We start from the raw sequence: 17,614 nt of genomic DNA on the forward strand, positions 1-17,614 counted from the left end.
TTGTAATTTTCTTGTTTTCAATAGATTACCATTTTTGTTTTTCATGGCACATCACTTGCCCTTCATGGTTATGATAAGTGACGGTAGAAACCGGAAACAGTTTCAAACTTTAAATTTCAATACCATGAAGACATTAACAAATACGCCGCTATTCGATATGTTCACCTTTTACGTGTCAGGCTCGGAACTTGTGCCGGAAGGACTGCCTGCCGCTTATGACGATTTCGCAAACTTGCTTGCCGGATTGCCGCAGGACGGGAACAGAATGAAGCAATTAAGGCGGTTGAACTACACAAGGATAGAACTTTCTTTTATGCAACAGACCTGCAACGCCATGAAGGAAGGGCGACATATACTCTATGATGTGTTTATCAACAAGACTCTTTCCTTATTGGAAGCGGAAATAGAAATGACGAAAGATTATTTTCGTCACCATGCAGGTGATGCCGGTATGAAAATGGAAATTCACCGACAGGACAATAAACGGAAATCTACGCTTCGCTGGAACGGTACGGATAATGACCTGATAGAATTAGTGGCTGCATTGATGGCTGCCGGGGTTGTGGACTGTGCAGAAGGGAAGAAACTTACCATTGTAGATGTCATCAGAGTGTTCGAGGACGCTTTTAATCTGAAAATAAATGCCTTATACACCAAACGGGGAAAGGTGTTTGACCGCTGTACAGCTTCTACTCCTTTCATTGACTCTATTCGTAAAAGCTATATCAGGATGCTGGACGAACGGCTGGCGTAAAGTTTGCCCGCCAACAGCCGCCAACGGGCGACTTGCATGACTCCGGTGTTGTGGTTTGGCAGTCAAAGTGTTTTCTTTGCAACTATAAAACTTCTGTAAACAAATCAAAGTTATGGGACTACTGAAAGATTGGACGGCCCGCTGGATGGCCCGTTTATCCGGGCAGGCAGCAGAAGGGCCGGGCAGCGTGTTCATTACGCTGGACGAGAAGAACACTCCGGTGGATGTGCGCACGGGGGATGCCACGCCGAAAGCGTATGAAGACTATATCAAAAAGACGGTGAAGGATTTCGACAAACGGGGCTACCTACCCGGCTGAACGGTTCTGAAAGCGGATTTCGCGGACAAAGGGAAGATACCTTCCCGACGGGGAGAACTGGCGGACTGGTATTTCCACAAGCTGGTTCCGGCTATCCATAAACACAAGGCGGTGACAGAAAGGCAGATTCCTTTGCCGGATGCGGCCTATACGCTGAAAGCGGGATTGAAACTGTTCAGCCGCCGGACATCGCCTGCGGCGCTGCAAAAAGACAAGCAGTATAAAGAGTTTATCCGGCATAACGAAGCGGAAGGCTGGAATAATGAAAAACTGTCGGGTGAGAAACAGCGGATGTATGCCGTGGCGACGGATGAGGGCGTACTGTTCTTCTCGGACAGTGAAAAGGGAATGAAAGCACGTAACAGCTACCTGCAACATCTGGCAGACGGATTCTTCAACTTCTCCAAAGGAGCGGAAACATTGAAACTGTATGAGATAGAGGCTCCCATGCGCCAAGTGGCGAAACTGGCGGATAACTGCATCGACAAGCTGGCGAAAAGCGATTTGCGCAGTGCCGGTATGCAACTGCGTAAATCGGAGTTCAGCTTTACTGAAGAGAAAATGGCAGGAAAAGAGATGCTGGAAGGTGCTGTCTGCACGGACAAATACGACCTTCGCCCGGATTACAACAACTTTGACCGATTAACCAAAGATTTCAATTTGGGCATTTCTCCACGCAATTATGATGTGGCCTCTCTGCTTTATATTTCAGAAAACGGATATGCCGGTCATGTGGCGGCAGATTATTTTCATCCGTTCAGTTATGAGTATGAGTTCCGAGATTTGGCAGAAAAGCTGGGTGACAGCATCAAGGCGCGGCAATCGGCGCCGATGTCGGCACATGATTTCGGCTATGCGGCCTTGCAGACGGAAGCGAAGGTTATGGCAAGGGATATTCTACAATCGGAGTTCCATATAACGGACGGGGAGTTTAAGTTGAGCAGAAGTATAAATCAGGTGGAAAAAACAGAAAGAATGCAAACTGCTTCCTATCAACATTCTAAAGAACAAAAGACAGGTAAATCATTCGATACAGACCCCATAGGGGAAACTCCTGTACAGAAACGGAATAACGATCAACGGCAAGCGAAGCATGTCGTCTCCATTACTCCCGACAAAAAGGAAAAGAAACAACTAATCATATAGAATTTATGGAAAAGAAGAAAATGCAAGCGGTGGAAAGCGGCAGTCTGTATATGACGCTGGATGCTTTTTACCGCCCCGTTTATTTAAGTATGCGGGGACAGGGAGAAGAAGGATTCTCCCGATATATCAGCAATAACGTACGGTTTCATACCGCAAGCAGGGAATTTGTACCCGACCACTGAATGTTCCGTTTCGACTTCAGAGACAAAAGTCTGATTCCCCCCATATTCGGAACGGATAATGCGGATTATCTGGAACGGCTCACGCCGATATTGGAACGAGAAAGGATTCATCCTTCGGGTGTGGTAAGACTGAGGGATGCGGCATTCTGTGAGGAAAGGGGCATCGTACAACTGTCATCATCGGCAGAACATACGGCCTTATTGGAGAATGATGACTACAAGCGGTTGGGGCACCGTTTCGGAATGAACGGGGACGTGATAAGGAACGGACTGGCCGTTTTTCCTACTTGTACGGCAGTGGAATACGGACAGAAGGTGTTGCTGCTGGGAAAAACGGACAAAGGGGACAAGGCATTGGAAGAATTTCTGAACGATTTGACCGGACACTTTTTCGACGGAAAACGAAAGCCGGAGGAATTGAGATTCCATGAGGTGGCACCGTTGGATGCAGAATTTCGGGCGGAAATCGGGGATTGCAAGACTGCTTCACCGGATATACTCCGATACGGGATTTGCACGAAGCGGTGCGACATGGCACCTACACTGAGAAACTTTAACCGGCTAAGAAACTTGCAACTGATGCGTGCGCCACTCTCAAAGGAGCAGGAACGGATTGTCTCGCTGCTGGTTACACAACCGGATAATGCACGGTTCCCGGAGACGGAAGTGAAGACGAGGATACCGTTTAAAAAGAAAGGACAGATTATAAACATTTAATTCTTTGATTTATGGAAAATGAACAGAACGGAACGATAAAAGGCGGCAGCGTATATATAACTGTGGACAAATTTTTCAATCCCGTGCATATCAGCATGAAAGGTACGGGAGAGGAAGGTTTTCAGGAGTTCATGCAGGAGGATGTGGAAAAGGCATTGAAAAGCGAGGAAATGCCGGCTATGGGCCTGATGTATTATAATGTGCCCGATATGGGTATCGTACCTCCCTTGCAGGAAGGAAACAATGAGGATTACCTGAAAAGGTTGGAAAAGACAATGGATGAGCATGGGATAGAGTTGCAGAGGTATCAGCGGTTGTCGGAAGTGGTGTATTGCCTGTGAAATGAAATAGACCCGTTCTCAAAGGATGAGACTTATACCCGTCTGCTTACGCCGAAAATGTGGAAAGAAATAAAGTCATCACCCGTAGCAGTGGCGGATATGTTGGATGACTTGGAACACGGGAACAAATTTTATACGGGCGTTGAAACAGACAAGGGGGTATTGCTTTTCGGCCGGGATTACAAGGGAAACCACCAATACGGTGCCTTTATGGAGGCGAATATCGAGAGGTGTTTCTTTGATCCGGACTTTGAAGGCAGGTCGCTGACGGTATATGAGCTTCGAGGATGGCCTTCGCTGATGGCGGGGAAAATAAACCGTTGTTATGATAATTACGACAGTTTGCTGCCATTGGAAAAGATTCCGGCGGATGCCTTTCTGGATAAATCGGCTCTTAAAAGTGTTACGGACAAAGAGGTGTATGACCTTTCGCCCACATGGGAGAATTATGCCCGATTGACGGACAATGAGAAAGGGCTTGGCTTAGCCCGGAGCGTGGATAACTATGATCGGATGACACTGCTCCATATCATGGACAAGGGATATCCAAGAGACGGACTTATAGACGAGTACCCGGACAATTTCAGTTTTCATGAGAAATTTGAAAGGATTGAAAACAAGCTGCTGGGTCGGGACAGATGGGATGTGTATGACGAGATGCAGGAGAAAGCGAAGAAACTGGCCGAAAAACTGTTGTATGAACATTTTCCCGATACACGGCAGAAAGAAGATGCCATTCCGAAAATGAAGGTTGAAAAAGAAATACCGAAAAAGAGTAAAGGCAGAAAGATGTAGGAAAACGAAAGACAAGGAAAAGGATGGAAGGCCCGTTGCTGCGTGGATGAGGGACGGCCTTTTGTTTTATCAGGCCAATGCACGCCAACGGGTGACTTTGATTTCAGAGGTTTGGAAGTTATGTAAGATGTGCCTTATTTTGCCACATATTTAGAAACTTAAAAGTGATTTTAGTATGGAACTGACAATTATTGAAACAAGTGCGTATCAAGAGTTGAGGAAGCTGGTCAGTACGCTGGCCGCACAAATGGGTGACTTTCATAAAAGGATTGCCCCGCCCGCACCGGACAAATGAATGGATGCGCAGGACGTGTGCCTGGCACTGGGCATATCGAAACGGTGCCTGCAAAACTATCGGGATAATGGACTTATCCCTTATTCGAATGTAGGAGGAAAATTCTTCTACCGAGAAACGGATATTCAGGAGATCTTGGAAAGCGGACTAACCAAAAGAAAATAAAGGTATGGCGGAGATTATCACAAAAGATTCGGAAGAGTTTAAGGAATTAACCGGTTGGATCAGGAGAACGGGAAAAGCGGTGGAGGATGCCACGGTACGGATACGCCCGACAATTGCGGATGAACATTACCTGACCGGGGACGATGTATGCGCCATGCTGCATATCTCACGGCGCACGCTGCAAACGTTAAGAGATGAAAAGACGATACCCTATACCACTATCGGGGGAAAGCTGCTTTATCCGGAAAGCGGATTGTATGAAGTGCTAAAAAAGAATTACAAGGATTTCAGACGATTTAGGAAATAAAGTAAGGTAAGAATAAGAAAAGAAACGTCCTTTCAGCGAGTGGCTTGGGAGGACGTTTCTTTTTATTGTCATGCTATGCTACATGGCAAGTTTGTAAACGTGGCCGATTCTCTCGCACAGCTTGTCTGTATCCTCACCGACTTTCGGGTTGATAAGTTCGGCATATATCTGTGTGGAGAGAATGGAATTATGCCCTAAAACTTTTTGCAGGGTTTCCAGCGGCATCCCTTTGAGAATCGCAAGGACAGCGAAAGTATGGCGGCCGATATGTGGGGTAACTTCGACTCGGCAATCGCATTTCTTGCCTATAATTTTGAGACTGAGGAACATGGTATTATATTCACCTACCGGGAAAACACAATCGGGGGAATCCTTCTTTTCATCCACACCTCTGTATTTTTCTATCAGTTCGATGGCAATCGGCAGCAATTTTACAACATATGCAACTCCTGTCTTTATACGGTTTCCCATCAACCATGTGCCACCGTCGGAATCGGTATGGATATTGTCATAGGTTATGGCTTTCAGGTCAGCATAAGCAAGACCGGTGAAGCACATGAATAGGAACATATCGCACATGGCACGCTGGCGCTTGTATTTCAGTTCTACATGAATTATTCTTTGCAGTTCTTCTTCTGAAAGAAAGGAACGTCTTTTGTATTCGGGCACACATTCGAAGGATACAAACGGATGGACTCTTATCCAGCCTCTTTCCTGTGCGATGTACAATAACCATTTCAGAGTGTTGACACGGCTAAAAGCCGTAGCGTTTGCATTTCCCGCTGTTCCGAGCATCCATGTGTAATAATCCTCAATGAACGGCTTTTCAAGTTCATCAATAGCTATATCTTCGATATTCTTTTTGGTTTTCATGAAAAGCAGAAGGCTTTTATAATCGGCAACCAGTCCACGGTAAGTGCTTTCCGCCTTTCCTTTACCTATCTTTTCCTTATACGATTCAAGTTGCTCTTTAAAAAGTGCCATAAGCGTGTGATAGTCCTCACCAAAACCGACGTAACGGTTATAGACCTTCTTAGCCGTGACAAAACTGTCATGGTCGCAAATATACTGATAGTGCTTGGTAATTTGGGCCTTGATATTATCAAGTTCCTGATTGAGAGTACGGGCTTCTTCGGATTTACCTTTTGCCCGGTTGGCTTTGACGTCCCACAACGTAAGGGACACTTCTTTCTTACAACTGAAACCTGCCTGGGTTCCGTTAATGGTGATACGGCCCATAATAGGTACTTTACCGTTTTTCACTGACTGGTTCTTTGTGTAAAATAACACTTTGAATGTACTTCTCATAACTCAACTTTTTTTAGTTACAAATTTAATTACTGTTGAGTTATTTGAGGTTATGCAAAAGTAGGCAACCTATTGAAAATTAATCTATTATATTCCTTTTAGGGGACTTTGGAGGTGAGTTACGATTTGGTAACGTAACTCCCTTCCAAATATGCTTTCCTTTGCTTTCTTTTCCGACCTCGCTAAAAAATATGTTTTATAACTATTTGATTTTTAGCATGGTTGCGTTATCTTTGCGCATCTTTTTAAAACACTTTGTTTCACACCGAAGAAACAACTGTTTCATTACTATGAAACACATTCAACGATAGCACCCGTTAGTACCGGAATCAAACTATTTTCAAAAAAAGTTGATTTTTGATTGTGTGTATTGTTGTCATAAACCTACATCCATATAAAGACGGATATTTTATGGAAGAGAACAACAAGATAAAACAACTCATGCAGCTCTACTTCGGAAAGCACTTTTCCCGATATGGACGTATCTTGTTTGGACGTTGGTTGAGGGCGGACGATGCAAAAGCTGAGAAAGAAGAAATGTTGCAGGATTTGTGGAAGAAATCTCAGCCGGAGGTGACGGATTCTACCCATAGTGATTGGAAGGCTTTGCAAAGGCATCTTTCCGTGCTCCCCGTTCGTGAACGTTCGGTGCCATTCTATCGCCAGTGGTTGAAATATGCGGCCGTTATTGTCTTGATGATTATGACTGCCGGAACGACCTATTGGGCAACCGACCGTTTTAAACCGGTCCGTCATGTGGAAATGGCACAGGTATTCGTCCCTTACGGAGAAAGTGAGCAGGTGGTATTGCCTGACGGTTCGAAGGTGTGGGTAGATGCCGGTACGCTGTTGGTTTATCCGAAAGATTTTACCGATACTGATACACGAACGGTTTACCTGACCGGGCAAGCATCCTTCTCTGTCCGTAAGAATCCGGAGCAACCCTTTGTTGTGAAGACGACTTACCTTGATGTCCAGGCGTTGGGTACTGTCTTTACCGTGGAGGCTTATCCGGGCGACTCCTGTTCCATGGCAACATTGGAGGAAGGAAGTGTACTGGTATCTGTTAGGAATGAAGACATTCAGCCGACTGTGCTAAAGCCTGATCAACAGTTGGTTTATTCGCATTCAGAACATACCGTGATGGTCCATTCTATCGACGCTTCCTTATATAATATGGAAAGAAACGGCTATCTGATATTTGAAAATACATCTTTCAGCCGTCTGATGGCCTCTTTGGAACGTAAGTTCAATGTGACGATTCATTATAATTCCCAAAAGTTTGCGGGAGAATATTATAATGTCAAATTCTCGCCGGATGAGAAGCTGGAAGATGTGCTGAACATTCTGCAACAACTGATTGGTATACATTATAAAATAAAAGGAAAGGTGGTATTTATAAACTAAAATATAGGAGTAAACAAATATGAACAAAAGAAAACCGGAAAGACAGAAAGTGCGAAAATCCCTCTTTCCGGAATTCGAAATCGAATCTTGAACATCTTTGGATTGACGAGTAAATCGTCATGGTTTTATTAATATTCAATTTTCAAATGTACAAATATATGAAATTAACTAATCTAATACGTATAAATAACGGAAAAAGTGTATCCAGGCTGTTGTTTATTACAGCTTTATCTTCCATCAGTTTATTTTCTTATGCGCAACATCAACAAGTGCGCCTGACCGGAAGCAATGTAACACTGAAGACAGCCTTCAAACAAATCGAGCAACAGACCAAACTGTTTGTCGATTATAACACGCAGGAAGTAAACGATTCTCGCGTCCTGACAAAGTTACCAAAGAACAGTAATGTGAAAGAGGTTATGGAACAGTTGCTGGAAGGTTCCGGTTGTTCGATAACGTTCAGTAACGGACATATTATTATCAACAAGCAAGCCCGGACTGTTTCTTCAACGAAAAATATATCAGGAGTTGTGAAGGATGAAACCGGTGAACCCGTTATTGGTGCGAATGTAGTCGTAAAGGGAACAACGAACGGAACAGTTACGGATATGAACGGACGGTATAGTCTGGAAGTCCCGGAAGGTGGTGTGTTGCAGATATCTTATATTGGTTACAACACCCAGGAAGTAAAGGTTGGAAGCGGAGATGTCGTTAATGTTTCACTTCGCGAGGATTCCGAAGCCTTGGATGAGGTTGTGGTTATCGGTTATGGTACGGTAAAGAAGAGCGACTTGACGGGAGCTGTCGGTTCCGTGCAGATGAAGGACGTGAGCCAGGTGGGTATAACCAGTGCCGACCGTGCGTTGCAGGGGCAAATAGCCGGTGTGCAGGTTAATGCCAGAACCGGTCAGCCGGGTGAATCGATGATGATTCGTGTCCGTGGAAGTAACTCCCTGGCAGGTGGTAACGAACCGCTTTATGTCATTGACGGTATGCCGGTAGAAAAGATGAATTCGGATATTAACCCGGAAGACATTCTGTCGATGGAAGTATTGAAAGATGCATCTTCTACGGCTATCTACGGTTCACGTGGTGCGAACGGTGTCGTTATGATTACGACGAAAAGAGGACGTACCGGCGATACGGTCCTTGAATATAATGGATATGTCGGTGTTTCTTCTTTAAGAAAGAAACTGGATTTACTGGGAAAAGATGATTATATCGCCATGGTAAATGAAGTTTCCCAAAATGACGGGAACGGTATTGCCATCACACCGGAGCAAGCAGCTATGCTGCCGAACAATGACTGGCAGGACCTGGCTTATCAGACTGCCTTGACGCATAGTCATCAGGTGTCTGTCTCGGGCGGTACGGATAAAACGAAGTTGTACTCCTCTCTGAACTATATGAACCAGGAAGGTATTATCAAAGGTTCTGATTATAACCGTTTTGCATTGCGTATTAATGGCGACCAGAAGCTGGCGAGAAATTTGTCGTTGAATGCCAGTATCGCTTATTCATACGGAACTCAGAATACAGCGAACAGTAATGCGGATGGCTGGGGAGCGATTGCTTATACGGCAATGGTCATGGCTCCGATACAGGAAATCAGAGATGCCGATGGCAAGTACACCAATTTCTCGGGAACTCCCTGGGGAGGAACAAACCCTGTCGGTATGGCTGAATTGTATAAGAATAAAACCGTTAATTCCCGCTTACTGGCGAATATGTCGCTTATCTATGAGATTATCGACGGATTGACTTTCCGGGTGAATGCCGGTGCTGAAGTCAATGCGGGTAGTTCCGACCGGTACATTCCGATTGGTTTGTCTGCCGGAGGTAAATTGGATGGTGATGCGTCTAAGTCAAAATCTAATTATTATACTATTATTAATGAGAATATTTTGACCTACGACAAGCGGTTCAATAAGAATCATGCATTGAACCTGATGGGTGGTGTTACTTTCCAGACCTATCAGTATAATGATTTGGGCGGCTCAGGTACAGGATTTCTGCGCGATGTCTATGAAACGAATAATTTGGGAGTAGCTTCTACACCCGGAACTCCGTCTTCCGGTTACAGCGATTACCGGATGGCTTCTTTCCTGGGACGTGCCAATTATAACCTGATGGAAAGATATCTGTTGACTGTCACCGCACGATATGACGGTTCGTCTAAATTCAGTAAGAACCATAAATTCGCTTTCTTCCCTTCCGCCGCATTGGCCTGGCGTTTGTCGGAAGAGAATTTTATGCAAGATATTGATTGGCTGAGCAATCTGAAACTGCGTGCCAGTATCGGACAGACCGGTAATCAATCTATTAGCCCGTATCAGACTTTCGCCCGTCTGGGAACTTCCGGTCCTATTTTCGGTGATGGAAAAGATATTGGTTTCGGTTTATCCTCCATGGCAAACGACGACTTGAAATGGGAAACAACTACACAAACGGATATAGGTGTCGACTTCGGATTCTTTTCCAACCGCCTGAATATCGGTTTTGACTATTATTGGAAACAAACGCGCGATTTGCTGTATAATGCGACTCTTCCCCCGTCTTCCGGATATTCTTCTATGCTGAGAAACTTAGGACGTATTGATAATAAAGGTTTTGAAATATCTATCAATACAATCAATATGAAAGGAAAAGTGAACTGGACGACTAATTTGAATATTACATCCAATAGATCAATCGTGAAAGATTTGGGTTCGGATGTGTATGGAAATAAGATTCAGCGGATAGATGCTCCTATCGGTGGCGGAAACTGGTTCCCTCTGTTTGTCGGTAAAGCTCCGTTCCAATTGTATGGCTACGAAATAGAAGGTATTTATCAGACGGATGAAGAAGCTCGTTTGAATGGCGAAGCAACCAAGAAAGCAGGTGATTACCGGTATAAAGACACGGACGGGAAAGCTGGTATTACAACAGGTGATAAAACGATTATTGCAAATACGCAGCCTAAGTTTACTTTCGGTCTGACGAATATTATCAATTGGAATAACTTCGAGTTATCATTCCTGTTAATAGGTAGTGTTGGTGGTGATATCGTTAATGAATTTAATAAAAGTATCACTAATATCGGTGGCACATGGAATATCCGCAAAGATGTCTGGGAAAACCATTGGACTCCTGAAAATCCGAATGCCAAATATGCACGTGCTTCTGTTGCGACCAAGGATTATCTGGCCTTCGGTGACCCGAGTTCGGTTTGGGTGGAAAACGGTTCGTATCTGCGATTCAAAGATATCAAACTGGCTTATACGTTGCCGTCTCAATGGTTCGCGGGTTCCCGTAAACCTAATATCTCGGTTTATCTGAGCGGACAGAATCTGATTACGATTACAAGCTATTCTCATTATGACCCGGAAGCATCCTGGACGTCTTCTGCCGTGAACGGATGGGACAGAGGGGTTTACCCGTCTGCGAAATCATTTACTTTGGGTTTACAGGTTAAATTTTAATACGTATGAAAAGAATGAAAACACTGATTAAAAATATATTGCTGGCTGTACCGGTTATTCTGTCTGCTTCTTGCTCCGATTGGCTGGAAGAAGACCCGAAAACATTTATTTCTCCCTCTTCCTTCTATCAAACGGTGGAAGATTTTGACGGAGCTTTGAAAGGGTTATATCCTCAGGGACAAAATCTGAATCTGACGGAAGTTTTTGCCGACTATAATGATAAGCCTGAATCGGCTGAACAGGTCGGGGATATCTGGGCAAATAATCCGGGATATGGTTTTTATGCCTTTAGAAATGCCTGGTCCGGCCCATACAGTACGATAAAGAATGCGAATATGATATTGGAGTCGATAGAAGATAAGGATTTTACTGCCGAAACCAAGAATCGTATTATCGGTGAGGCGAAATGTTTGCGTGCCTGGTCTTATTTTACATTGGTCCAGTTCTTTGGAGATGTCCCTTTGCGGGATAAAGTCGTGACCAGTGATGCCGACGTGGCAATAGACCGTACGCCGCAGGCTGATATCTATCAGTTTATTTTTGACGATATTCTGGATGCGGAACAAAAACTTCCGGAAGAAGCGCAGGATATGGGACGTGTAAATAAATGGGTCGTAAAAGCGATTATGGCACGTATCTATCTGACATCAGCCGGCTTCCCGATGAATCAGAAAGAAAATTATGCGAAAGCCAAAGAGAAAGCGCTTGAAGTAATCAACAGCGGTCAGTATTCTTTGATGCCTACCTTCGATAAAGTCTTTAAGACGGAACGTTATACGGCTGAAACTATCTGGGCTCAGTTGTTTTCCGCTCCCGATAGCTATAGCGGTATGCATAATGAATCTTCACCGATTGGCAGCCAGACAGCCTTGTATCTTCCGACAGATGCTTTTATCGCCAGCTTCGATAAAGGTGATATGCGTAAAGAATGGGGAATTAAACCTGAATATGTAAATGCGAAAGGAAATAAAGTCATCGCGCGTACATATTATAATAAGTATATCAATGAAGAGTATCTGGAACAGGAGTTGCCAGCATCTAATACCAATATTTTGACCTGGCAGACTCAATTGATTCGTTTGGCTGAAATGTATCTGATTGCCGCCGAAGCTGAAAATGAGATAAACGGACCGGCCGGTGCTTATCAATATATCAATGCTATCCGTAAACGTGCCCGTGTCGACCAGAACGACCCGACAAACGTGCCTGACTTGAGCGGACTTTCTCAGGACCAGTTCCGTGAAGCCGTTCTGCTGGAACGTCAGCATGAATTGTATGAAGAGGGTTTTGCCTGGTACGATTTGAAACGTACCCAGACATTCGATAAGGTACAGAAAGCGCGTGGCAGCAGATTGAATGTCCCCATCGGTGCTTACAACAATACTTGGTTGATTCCTGATACCGAAATTCTGAATAACAACATACCTCAGAATCCGGATTACAGATAATTAATGTAGAATACATGAAGGGCCGGTCTGAGTTATTATTGATTGGCCCTTCCTATATCCGTAAAATACGAATGAAAAAGCAATTTATTTATTTTTTGTCTTTGTTTGTTATGTGTCTGGCCGCTTGCAGTAATCCGGTTGATCCGACGGCATTAAACCTGGATTCGGCGAACATAAACCGGTTGATTCCTTTTCGTGGAGAACTGAATAATGGTGTGAAACAACTTTATCCGGAAGAACCTTATAAAGCATTCTGGGCGGAGAACTGGAAAACTCCCGAGCAGTCAATATCCTGGAAAGTCAATACGGACGGTGAAGACTACATGGCTGAAATGATCGTTTCTGTCAACCGGATGGGAGATGGGGAAGAAACGGAGTTGGTATTATCCAATGGAACGGACAGTGTTATTTGCCGGATAAATACAACCGGATGGCAGCGTTGCCGGTTCCCCCGTCCTTTACATTTTAATAAGGGGACTTCCGTTTTATCTTTAAAGATTGGCAAACCCGGTAAGCAGGATGATTTTAATGTGTATCTGTACTCGTTGGAAGTCACCCGGCCGGAGACTTATGAGCAGCTGCGGGCGGAAGCTACATCACTTCGCAGTAATACATCCTGGATGGCGGATTTGCCTTATGGCTTTTTCTTCCACTGGAATTCAAAGAGTATGCCTCAGTCAGGAGAGCCGTTAGCCTATGAGGATGCGGTCAATAACTTTGATGTGGACCGCTTTGCACGAACTGTTTACGAATGTGGCGGGAAGTTGATATTTTTTACAACGTCGTGGGCGGAATATTATTTCCCGGCTCCGATACAGGCAATCGATTCTATTTTGCCGGGGCGTACCACAAAGAGAGATTTAGTGGCTGATTTATCTGATGCGTTGGGTAAATACGGCATTCGTCTGATTCTGTATTACCATGTCGGTCATGGAGATAAAGAATGGTGGGACAAGCAGCATTATACACGTGATAATGCAGGAGATTTGTTTACAAATGTGGAAAAGATAGTGGGAGAGATTAGCCAGCGGTATGGAAATCGTCTGGCCGGTTTGTGGATGGATGACGGTATCGGTTATTATCCTAACGGCGCTTCGTTTGAAAAGATTGCTAAAGCCGCCAAAAGTGGAAATAAGGAGTTGGCGATTTGTTTTAATTCCTGGATATTGCCGAAACTGACGGACTTTCAGGATTATTATGCTGGCGAACTGGGTTTGTCTTTGGCCAGTGCCGGTGTTAACGATCCTTCTCTTCCGTTGGATGGGGACGGATTGTTTCACGGTGGCCCTCAGGATGGCTTACAGGCAACTTTCTCCGGAACATTGGAGCCGGGTGACTGGACGCACATTTATAAAGATTCCATTATCGGTGATCCTGTTCTTTCCATTGACGAATTGACGCAGGTAGTGAAAGAATCTAACAAACGAAAAAATCTTCCGATGATTAATGTCCGGATTTATCAGGATGGAACGATTTCTCCGAAATCGTATGCTTTGTTGAAAGAACTGAACAATCGTATCAGTAAAGGAGAATGACCGGAAATTATCGAATATGAAGCGAATGGAGGCTCAGAAATAAGAATTCAATTGATTGGGTGATGTGTCAAAATAGTAATTACTGAACGCTAACGACTCAGAACACGCAGACAGGCACAAACTTTTATTAAAAAATAATTATTGTCTGCGCTCCGTCTGCGTTCGGTAATAGTGTTTTGACACACCTTCTCGTTTTTAGGGGAAAAAATCAATCTCCCAATGGAGTTTTATAAATTTGATTTCATCTTTCAGTGTTTGTAACATATTATAGGACAGTTGTTTGCTGTGAAGGGAGATAAAATATTGTTCGAACAAAAGCGTACGTCTTTTCCCAAGAATACGTACGATTTTCCCCTATAGTCCGGCAGATTATACCCTGTAAAGTAGCGTCCGGTACCCTATACCCTATTGGTATGTACGTTATAGGGTAGGTGTACCGTCATACCGGTACTGCTATCCCATCCGGCCGGCATCGTAGTGTCAGCACTACTCACATGACTGTGTGAAGACGAGTGGTTCTTCCCCAACGGATAACTATCCGTGTCCACATAGATAACTATCTATTTCCCCACAGATGCCTACTCATCGGAAGGGTTCCTGTTACGGTTCCAAAAACAATAGTGAAAAGGCTGGTTTCACCACAAAAGGATATAATACAGTGTGTTACGAGTGTGAAGGCAGAGGTATGAAAACCATGGAGGGGGAAGATTGTTTCCGTCGCGGACTTTCTCATTGATTTTAAACTACCATTTCAATTATGTAAAACGGTGTTTTGTGTTGGCAAAAATGGCACTTATCAAAAAAAGAACATTTCCCCATCCGTTTTCTTTCGGGCGAGAACTATTTTGGTGCGGTTGCCCTGTATTTTCGCTTTCTTTCTTGCAAGTTCAAGATTTTCTTGATAACTTGCCACTGTGTTTCTTCTAAATCCGTACAATACATAATTATTTGAAACTTAGTAATTAAAAATAATTATTTTAGCAGAAAGAGGAAACACTTTATTTATTTCAAACTGTGAAATTTAAACAGGCTCTAATTATTATGGAAAAGTTGGATGATATGAAATTAACTGTATTATATATTGAATATAGAAATTTTTTTATTGATGTATTAAGTAGATTTTATGGTTTTGAAAAATATGATATATATCATTATAGTGAAATTTTGAATGTTGATGAATTGTGTAGAAATGAAGCTTTAAATTGGGATATGTATCTGATAGAATTTTGGGGTAAAGAAAAAATTAATTGGGAATATTTGAGTGGAAATAAGTGTTTGTCATGGACAGCAGATCTTTTTGATAAATATTATGATTATTGGGAATGGGATATCTTGTCTTCTAATGAGGGAATATTCTGGAATGAGTTGCTGCTTAATAAGTATAAATCTAAGTTAAATTGGAATTTGTTGAGCTTAAATAAATCGTTACCGTGGTCAATTGATTTTATAAATCGCTATGTTGATAGATTAAATTGGGTTAATTTAAGTGCTAATCTGTCATTGCCTTGGTCTGACTATTTGTTGGAATATTATGAGAATTTATGGGATTGGAACTTGATAAGTGCCAATCCATCGTTGCCTTGGACTGATGATTTAATCATTAAATATATGGATCGTTTAAATTGGGCTGGATTAAGTATGAATCCAGCGTTACCTTGGAGTTCTGAGTTTATACAAAAGTATAAATATAACTGGATCTGGGGATATTCATCAGATTGGGTAATGACCGATGATATAGGTTTATGTGGCAATTCGGGTATTCACTGGAATGAGGAATTGATAGAGATGTTTGATGGTTTTATTGATTGGGGAGAGCTTAGTTTAAATACAGGAGATATGTGGAATGAATGTTTGATTGATAAATATTTATGTAAATTGCATTGGGAAGAATGCTGGTGTCCTCCTTTGGGTATGGGAGGTCTCAGTAGTAATCCTTCATTGCCTTGGAGCTTGGACTTTGTGGATAAATATAAACCTTATTTAAATATAAAAGAAATTTGTTCTAATATGTCTTTCCCTTGGCGTGAAGAGGATTTTAGAAATAATAATGGTGGAATAATAAATGATTGTGATAAATCTTACTGGAAATTATTGAGTATGAATGAAGGTTTACCTTGGTCTGTAGGAGTACTATATGATAATAGATGTTGGTTTGATTGGAATCTAATGAAAGGAAATGTGAAAGTATACGATAACTGTTTAAGTGTTTTAGAAAAAGAAAAGATGAAATTTTTACTTGAATTAGTTTGATTGAAGTATCAAAAAATGGTCGTGGATGATTGGGTAGGATAGTTATATAAGTGACGAAGCTGAAGAAAAGAATATGCGCCTATATTTTATAGAAAAGTCTATTGCTATGCTAATACAAGTAAAGATCGTGTGTTGAAAAATATGACATCGTATTTTGGGGACAGTGAAAATATTATTAGTTAATACAGTCTGCAAAATTTATATTACTCTGATAGGTTGGAGCAATCGTTCTTTGCAGGGATGATATGTTTTATCCGGTAATGATTGGTGAAGACGGAAGCTTTCCTGTCAAATGAAATATGACATGCTTATGGCTTTGGATATGTCTGGAAATAATACCTTTGCTATATGCCTTTTACAAAAATATTCCTAAGAAGAAATAGATTGTTTTATTAGGATTGTTATTTTGTTGGTGACAATCCTTTATAATAAAAGAGCAAGTCTGTGAAAAAAAGTAATTCAAAGTAAGAAGAAAATCATACAATTAACCATTATTTCTGCTCATTTCTGTCATAAACATAGTGGTTGTAGTTTGTAACGTGTTGGTGGCAGGTTGTGCCTCAGGTAAGGTATTTGACAGGGTGGAAAAGATACCACATCGTAAAGTCGGTTTGTTGTTGGGGACTGCTCCGGTTACTCCTTGGGGAACGAAAAATCTTTATTTTACGTATCGTATTGATGCGGCAGTCAAATTGTTTCATGCAAAAAAGGTTGATTACTTTATTGTAAGTGGTGATAATCATTCAACAGATTATGATGAGCCGACTTGTATGCGTGATTCGTTAGTTGCCTGTGGTGTACCGGATGAGCGAATTATTTCGGATTATGTCGGTTTTCGAACGCTTGATTTGGAAGTGCGATGTAAAGCCATTTTTGGACAGGATAGCGTTACTGTTATTTCGCAGTCTTTTCATAACGAGCGTGCGATCTATTTGGCGGGTCATAATCAAATAGATGCGATTGCATTCAATGCCCAAGATGTGACTTCTGTGTGGACAACCTGGTTGAGGGGACATAGTCGTGAGCTTTTGGCTCGGGTTAAAATATTTATAGACTTGATTATTGGTAAGCAACCCCGTTTTTGGGGGGAGAAGGTCAAGATTCCGGAAATCCGATGAAAATGTAATATAATAAGATACTTATTGATAAAAAATAAGTTACCTTTGTCTTGATAGATAATATAA

The 17,614-nt window shown here is 42.6% G+C and carries 16 protein-coding genes; 15 read left to right on the top strand and 1 reads right to left on the bottom strand.

All coding sequences use genetic code 11. The features are described from left to right. The first annotated feature begins 124 nt into the window (after positions 1-124). The 9 genes from C825_RS08680 to C825_RS08720 all read left to right on the top strand — a co-directional run bounded on the left by C825_RS08680 (position 125) and on the right by C825_RS08720 (position 5,021). Positions 125-754 carry an RteC domain-containing protein gene (locus tag C825_RS08680; protein WP_010802193.1) on the top strand — a complete coding sequence of 210 codons (630 nt, stop codon included), beginning with the start codon at positions 125-127 and terminating at the stop codon, positions 752-754. Between the two features lie 112 nt (positions 755-866). After that, positions 867-1,073, top strand: a complete 207-nt coding sequence (locus C825_RS08685) for a hypothetical protein (protein ID WP_010802194.1) — start codon at positions 867-869, stop codon at positions 1,071-1,073. Positions 1,074-1,184: 111 nt separating this feature from the next. Continuing rightward, a complete protein-coding gene (locus C825_RS08690; RefSeq protein ID WP_010802195.1) occupies positions 1,185-2,219 on the top strand; it encodes a DUF6047 family protein in 1,035 nt (344 codons plus the stop codon). A gap of 5 nt (positions 2,220-2,224) precedes the next feature. Continuing rightward, positions 2,225-2,401: a hypothetical protein gene (locus C825_RS08695; protein WP_010802196.1), complete on the top strand. Its 177-nt coding sequence runs from the start codon at positions 2,225-2,227 to the stop codon at positions 2,399-2,401. Next, positions 2,402-3,118, top strand: a complete 717-nt coding sequence (locus tag C825_RS08700) for a DUF6047 family protein (RefSeq protein ID WP_016213027.1) — start codon at positions 2,402-2,404, stop codon at positions 3,116-3,118. An 11-nt stretch (positions 3,119-3,129) separates the two neighbouring features. Then, on the top strand, positions 3,130-3,459 hold the full coding sequence (locus tag C825_RS08705) for a hypothetical protein (protein ID WP_010802198.1): 330 nt from the start codon (positions 3,130-3,132) through the stop codon (positions 3,457-3,459). A 57-nt stretch (positions 3,460-3,516) separates the two neighbouring features. Then, positions 3,517-4,254 carry a DUF6047 family protein gene (locus C825_RS08710; RefSeq protein ID WP_010802199.1) on the top strand — a complete coding sequence of 246 codons (738 nt, stop codon included), beginning with the start codon at positions 3,517-3,519 and terminating at the stop codon, positions 4,252-4,254. 295 nt (positions 4,255-4,549) lie between these two features. Next, complete coding sequence (locus C825_RS08715) at positions 4,550-4,714, top strand: helix-turn-helix domain-containing protein (RefSeq protein ID WP_044214773.1); 165 nt, start codon at positions 4,550-4,552, stop codon at positions 4,712-4,714. Positions 4,715-4,718: 4 nt separating this feature from the next. Next, the gene (locus tag C825_RS08720) at positions 4,719-5,021 is read left to right on the top strand and encodes a helix-turn-helix domain-containing protein (RefSeq protein ID WP_010802201.1); all 303 of its coding nucleotides are present in this window, start codon (positions 4,719-4,721) and stop codon (positions 5,019-5,021) included. Between the two features lie 78 nt (positions 5,022-5,099). Here C825_RS08720 and C825_RS08725 read toward each other — a convergent pair whose 3' ends face one another. After that, entirely contained in the window at positions 5,100-6,329 is a 1,230-nt protein-coding gene (locus tag C825_RS08725; protein ID WP_010802202.1) for a site-specific integrase, read from the bottom strand. 411 nt (positions 6,330-6,740) lie between these two features. On the opposite strand from C825_RS08725, the gene C825_RS08730 reads away from it, so the two are divergent. From C825_RS08730 to C825_RS08755, 6 genes are all read left to right on the top strand, one after another. Further along, entirely contained in the window at positions 6,741-7,736 is a 996-nt protein-coding gene (locus C825_RS08730) for a FecR family protein (RefSeq protein WP_010802203.1), read from the top strand. 158 nt (positions 7,737-7,894) lie between these two features. Continuing rightward, positions 7,895-11,197 (top strand): SusC/RagA family TonB-linked outer membrane protein, encoded by a 3,303-nt coding sequence (locus C825_RS08735; RefSeq protein ID WP_228100012.1) that lies wholly within the window; start codon positions 7,895-7,897, stop codon positions 11,195-11,197. 5 nt (positions 11,198-11,202) lie between these two features. Next, on the top strand, positions 11,203-12,645 hold the full coding sequence (locus C825_RS08740; RefSeq protein ID WP_010802205.1) for a RagB/SusD family nutrient uptake outer membrane protein: 1,443 nt from the start codon (positions 11,203-11,205) through the stop codon (positions 12,643-12,645). 71 nt (positions 12,646-12,716) lie between these two features. Further along, positions 12,717-14,180, top strand: coding sequence for an alpha-L-fucosidase (locus C825_RS08745; RefSeq protein WP_121719521.1), 1,464 nt, complete (start codon positions 12,717-12,719; stop codon positions 14,178-14,180). 1,041 nt (positions 14,181-15,221) lie between these two features. After that, a complete protein-coding gene (locus tag C825_RS08750) occupies positions 15,222-16,430 on the top strand; it encodes a hypothetical protein (RefSeq protein ID WP_010802207.1) in 1,209 nt (402 codons plus the stop codon). 521 nt (positions 16,431-16,951) lie between these two features. Continuing rightward, positions 16,952-17,548 carry a SanA/YdcF family protein gene (locus C825_RS08755; RefSeq protein ID WP_010802208.1) on the top strand — a complete coding sequence of 199 codons (597 nt, stop codon included), beginning with the start codon at positions 16,952-16,954 and terminating at the stop codon, positions 17,546-17,548. The last annotated feature ends 66 nt before the right edge of the window (positions 17,549-17,614 follow it).

Source organism: Parabacteroides sp. ASF519, assembly GCF_000364265.2.
GTDB lineage: Bacteria > Bacteroidota > Bacteroidia > Bacteroidales > Tannerellaceae > Parabacteroides > Parabacteroides goldsteinii.

What these genes read in the sequence shown, in the direction of transcription:
- C825_RS08735 (WP_228100012.1), top strand. Translation starts at nt 7,895, where the DNA reads ATGAAATTAACTAATCTAATACGTATAAATAACGGAAAAAGTGTATCC.
- C825_RS08705 (WP_010802198.1), top strand. Translation starts at nt 3,130, where the DNA reads ATGGAAAATGAACAGAACGGAACGATAAAAGGCGGCAGCGTATATATA.
- C825_RS08680 (WP_010802193.1), top strand. Translation starts at nt 125, where the DNA reads ATGAAGACATTAACAAATACGCCGCTATTCGATATGTTCACCTTTTAC.
- C825_RS08695 (WP_010802196.1), top strand. Translation starts at nt 2,225, where the DNA reads ATGGAAAAGAAGAAAATGCAAGCGGTGGAAAGCGGCAGTCTGTATATG.
- C825_RS08725 (WP_010802202.1), bottom strand. Translation starts at nt 6,329, where the DNA reads ATGAGAAGTACATTCAAAGTGTTATTTTACACAAAGAACCAGTCAGTG.
- C825_RS08700 (WP_016213027.1), top strand. Translation starts at nt 2,402, where the DNA reads ATGTTCCGTTTCGACTTCAGAGACAAAAGTCTGATTCCCCCCATATTC.
- C825_RS08745 (WP_121719521.1), top strand. Translation starts at nt 12,717, where the DNA reads ATGAAAAAGCAATTTATTTATTTTTTGTCTTTGTTTGTTATGTGTCTG.
- C825_RS08740 (WP_010802205.1), top strand. Translation starts at nt 11,203, where the DNA reads ATGAAAAGAATGAAAACACTGATTAAAAATATATTGCTGGCTGTACCG.
- C825_RS08715 (WP_044214773.1), top strand. Translation starts at nt 4,550, where the DNA reads ATGGATGCGCAGGACGTGTGCCTGGCACTGGGCATATCGAAACGGTGC.
- C825_RS08685 (WP_010802194.1), top strand. Translation starts at nt 867, where the DNA reads ATGGGACTACTGAAAGATTGGACGGCCCGCTGGATGGCCCGTTTATCC.
- C825_RS08720 (WP_010802201.1), top strand. Translation starts at nt 4,719, where the DNA reads ATGGCGGAGATTATCACAAAAGATTCGGAAGAGTTTAAGGAATTAACC.
- C825_RS08730 (WP_010802203.1), top strand. Translation starts at nt 6,741, where the DNA reads ATGGAAGAGAACAACAAGATAAAACAACTCATGCAGCTCTACTTCGGA.
- C825_RS08750 (WP_010802207.1), top strand. Translation starts at nt 15,222, where the DNA reads ATGGAAAAGTTGGATGATATGAAATTAACTGTATTATATATTGAATAT.
- C825_RS08710 (WP_010802199.1), top strand. Translation starts at nt 3,517, where the DNA reads ATGTGGAAAGAAATAAAGTCATCACCCGTAGCAGTGGCGGATATGTTG.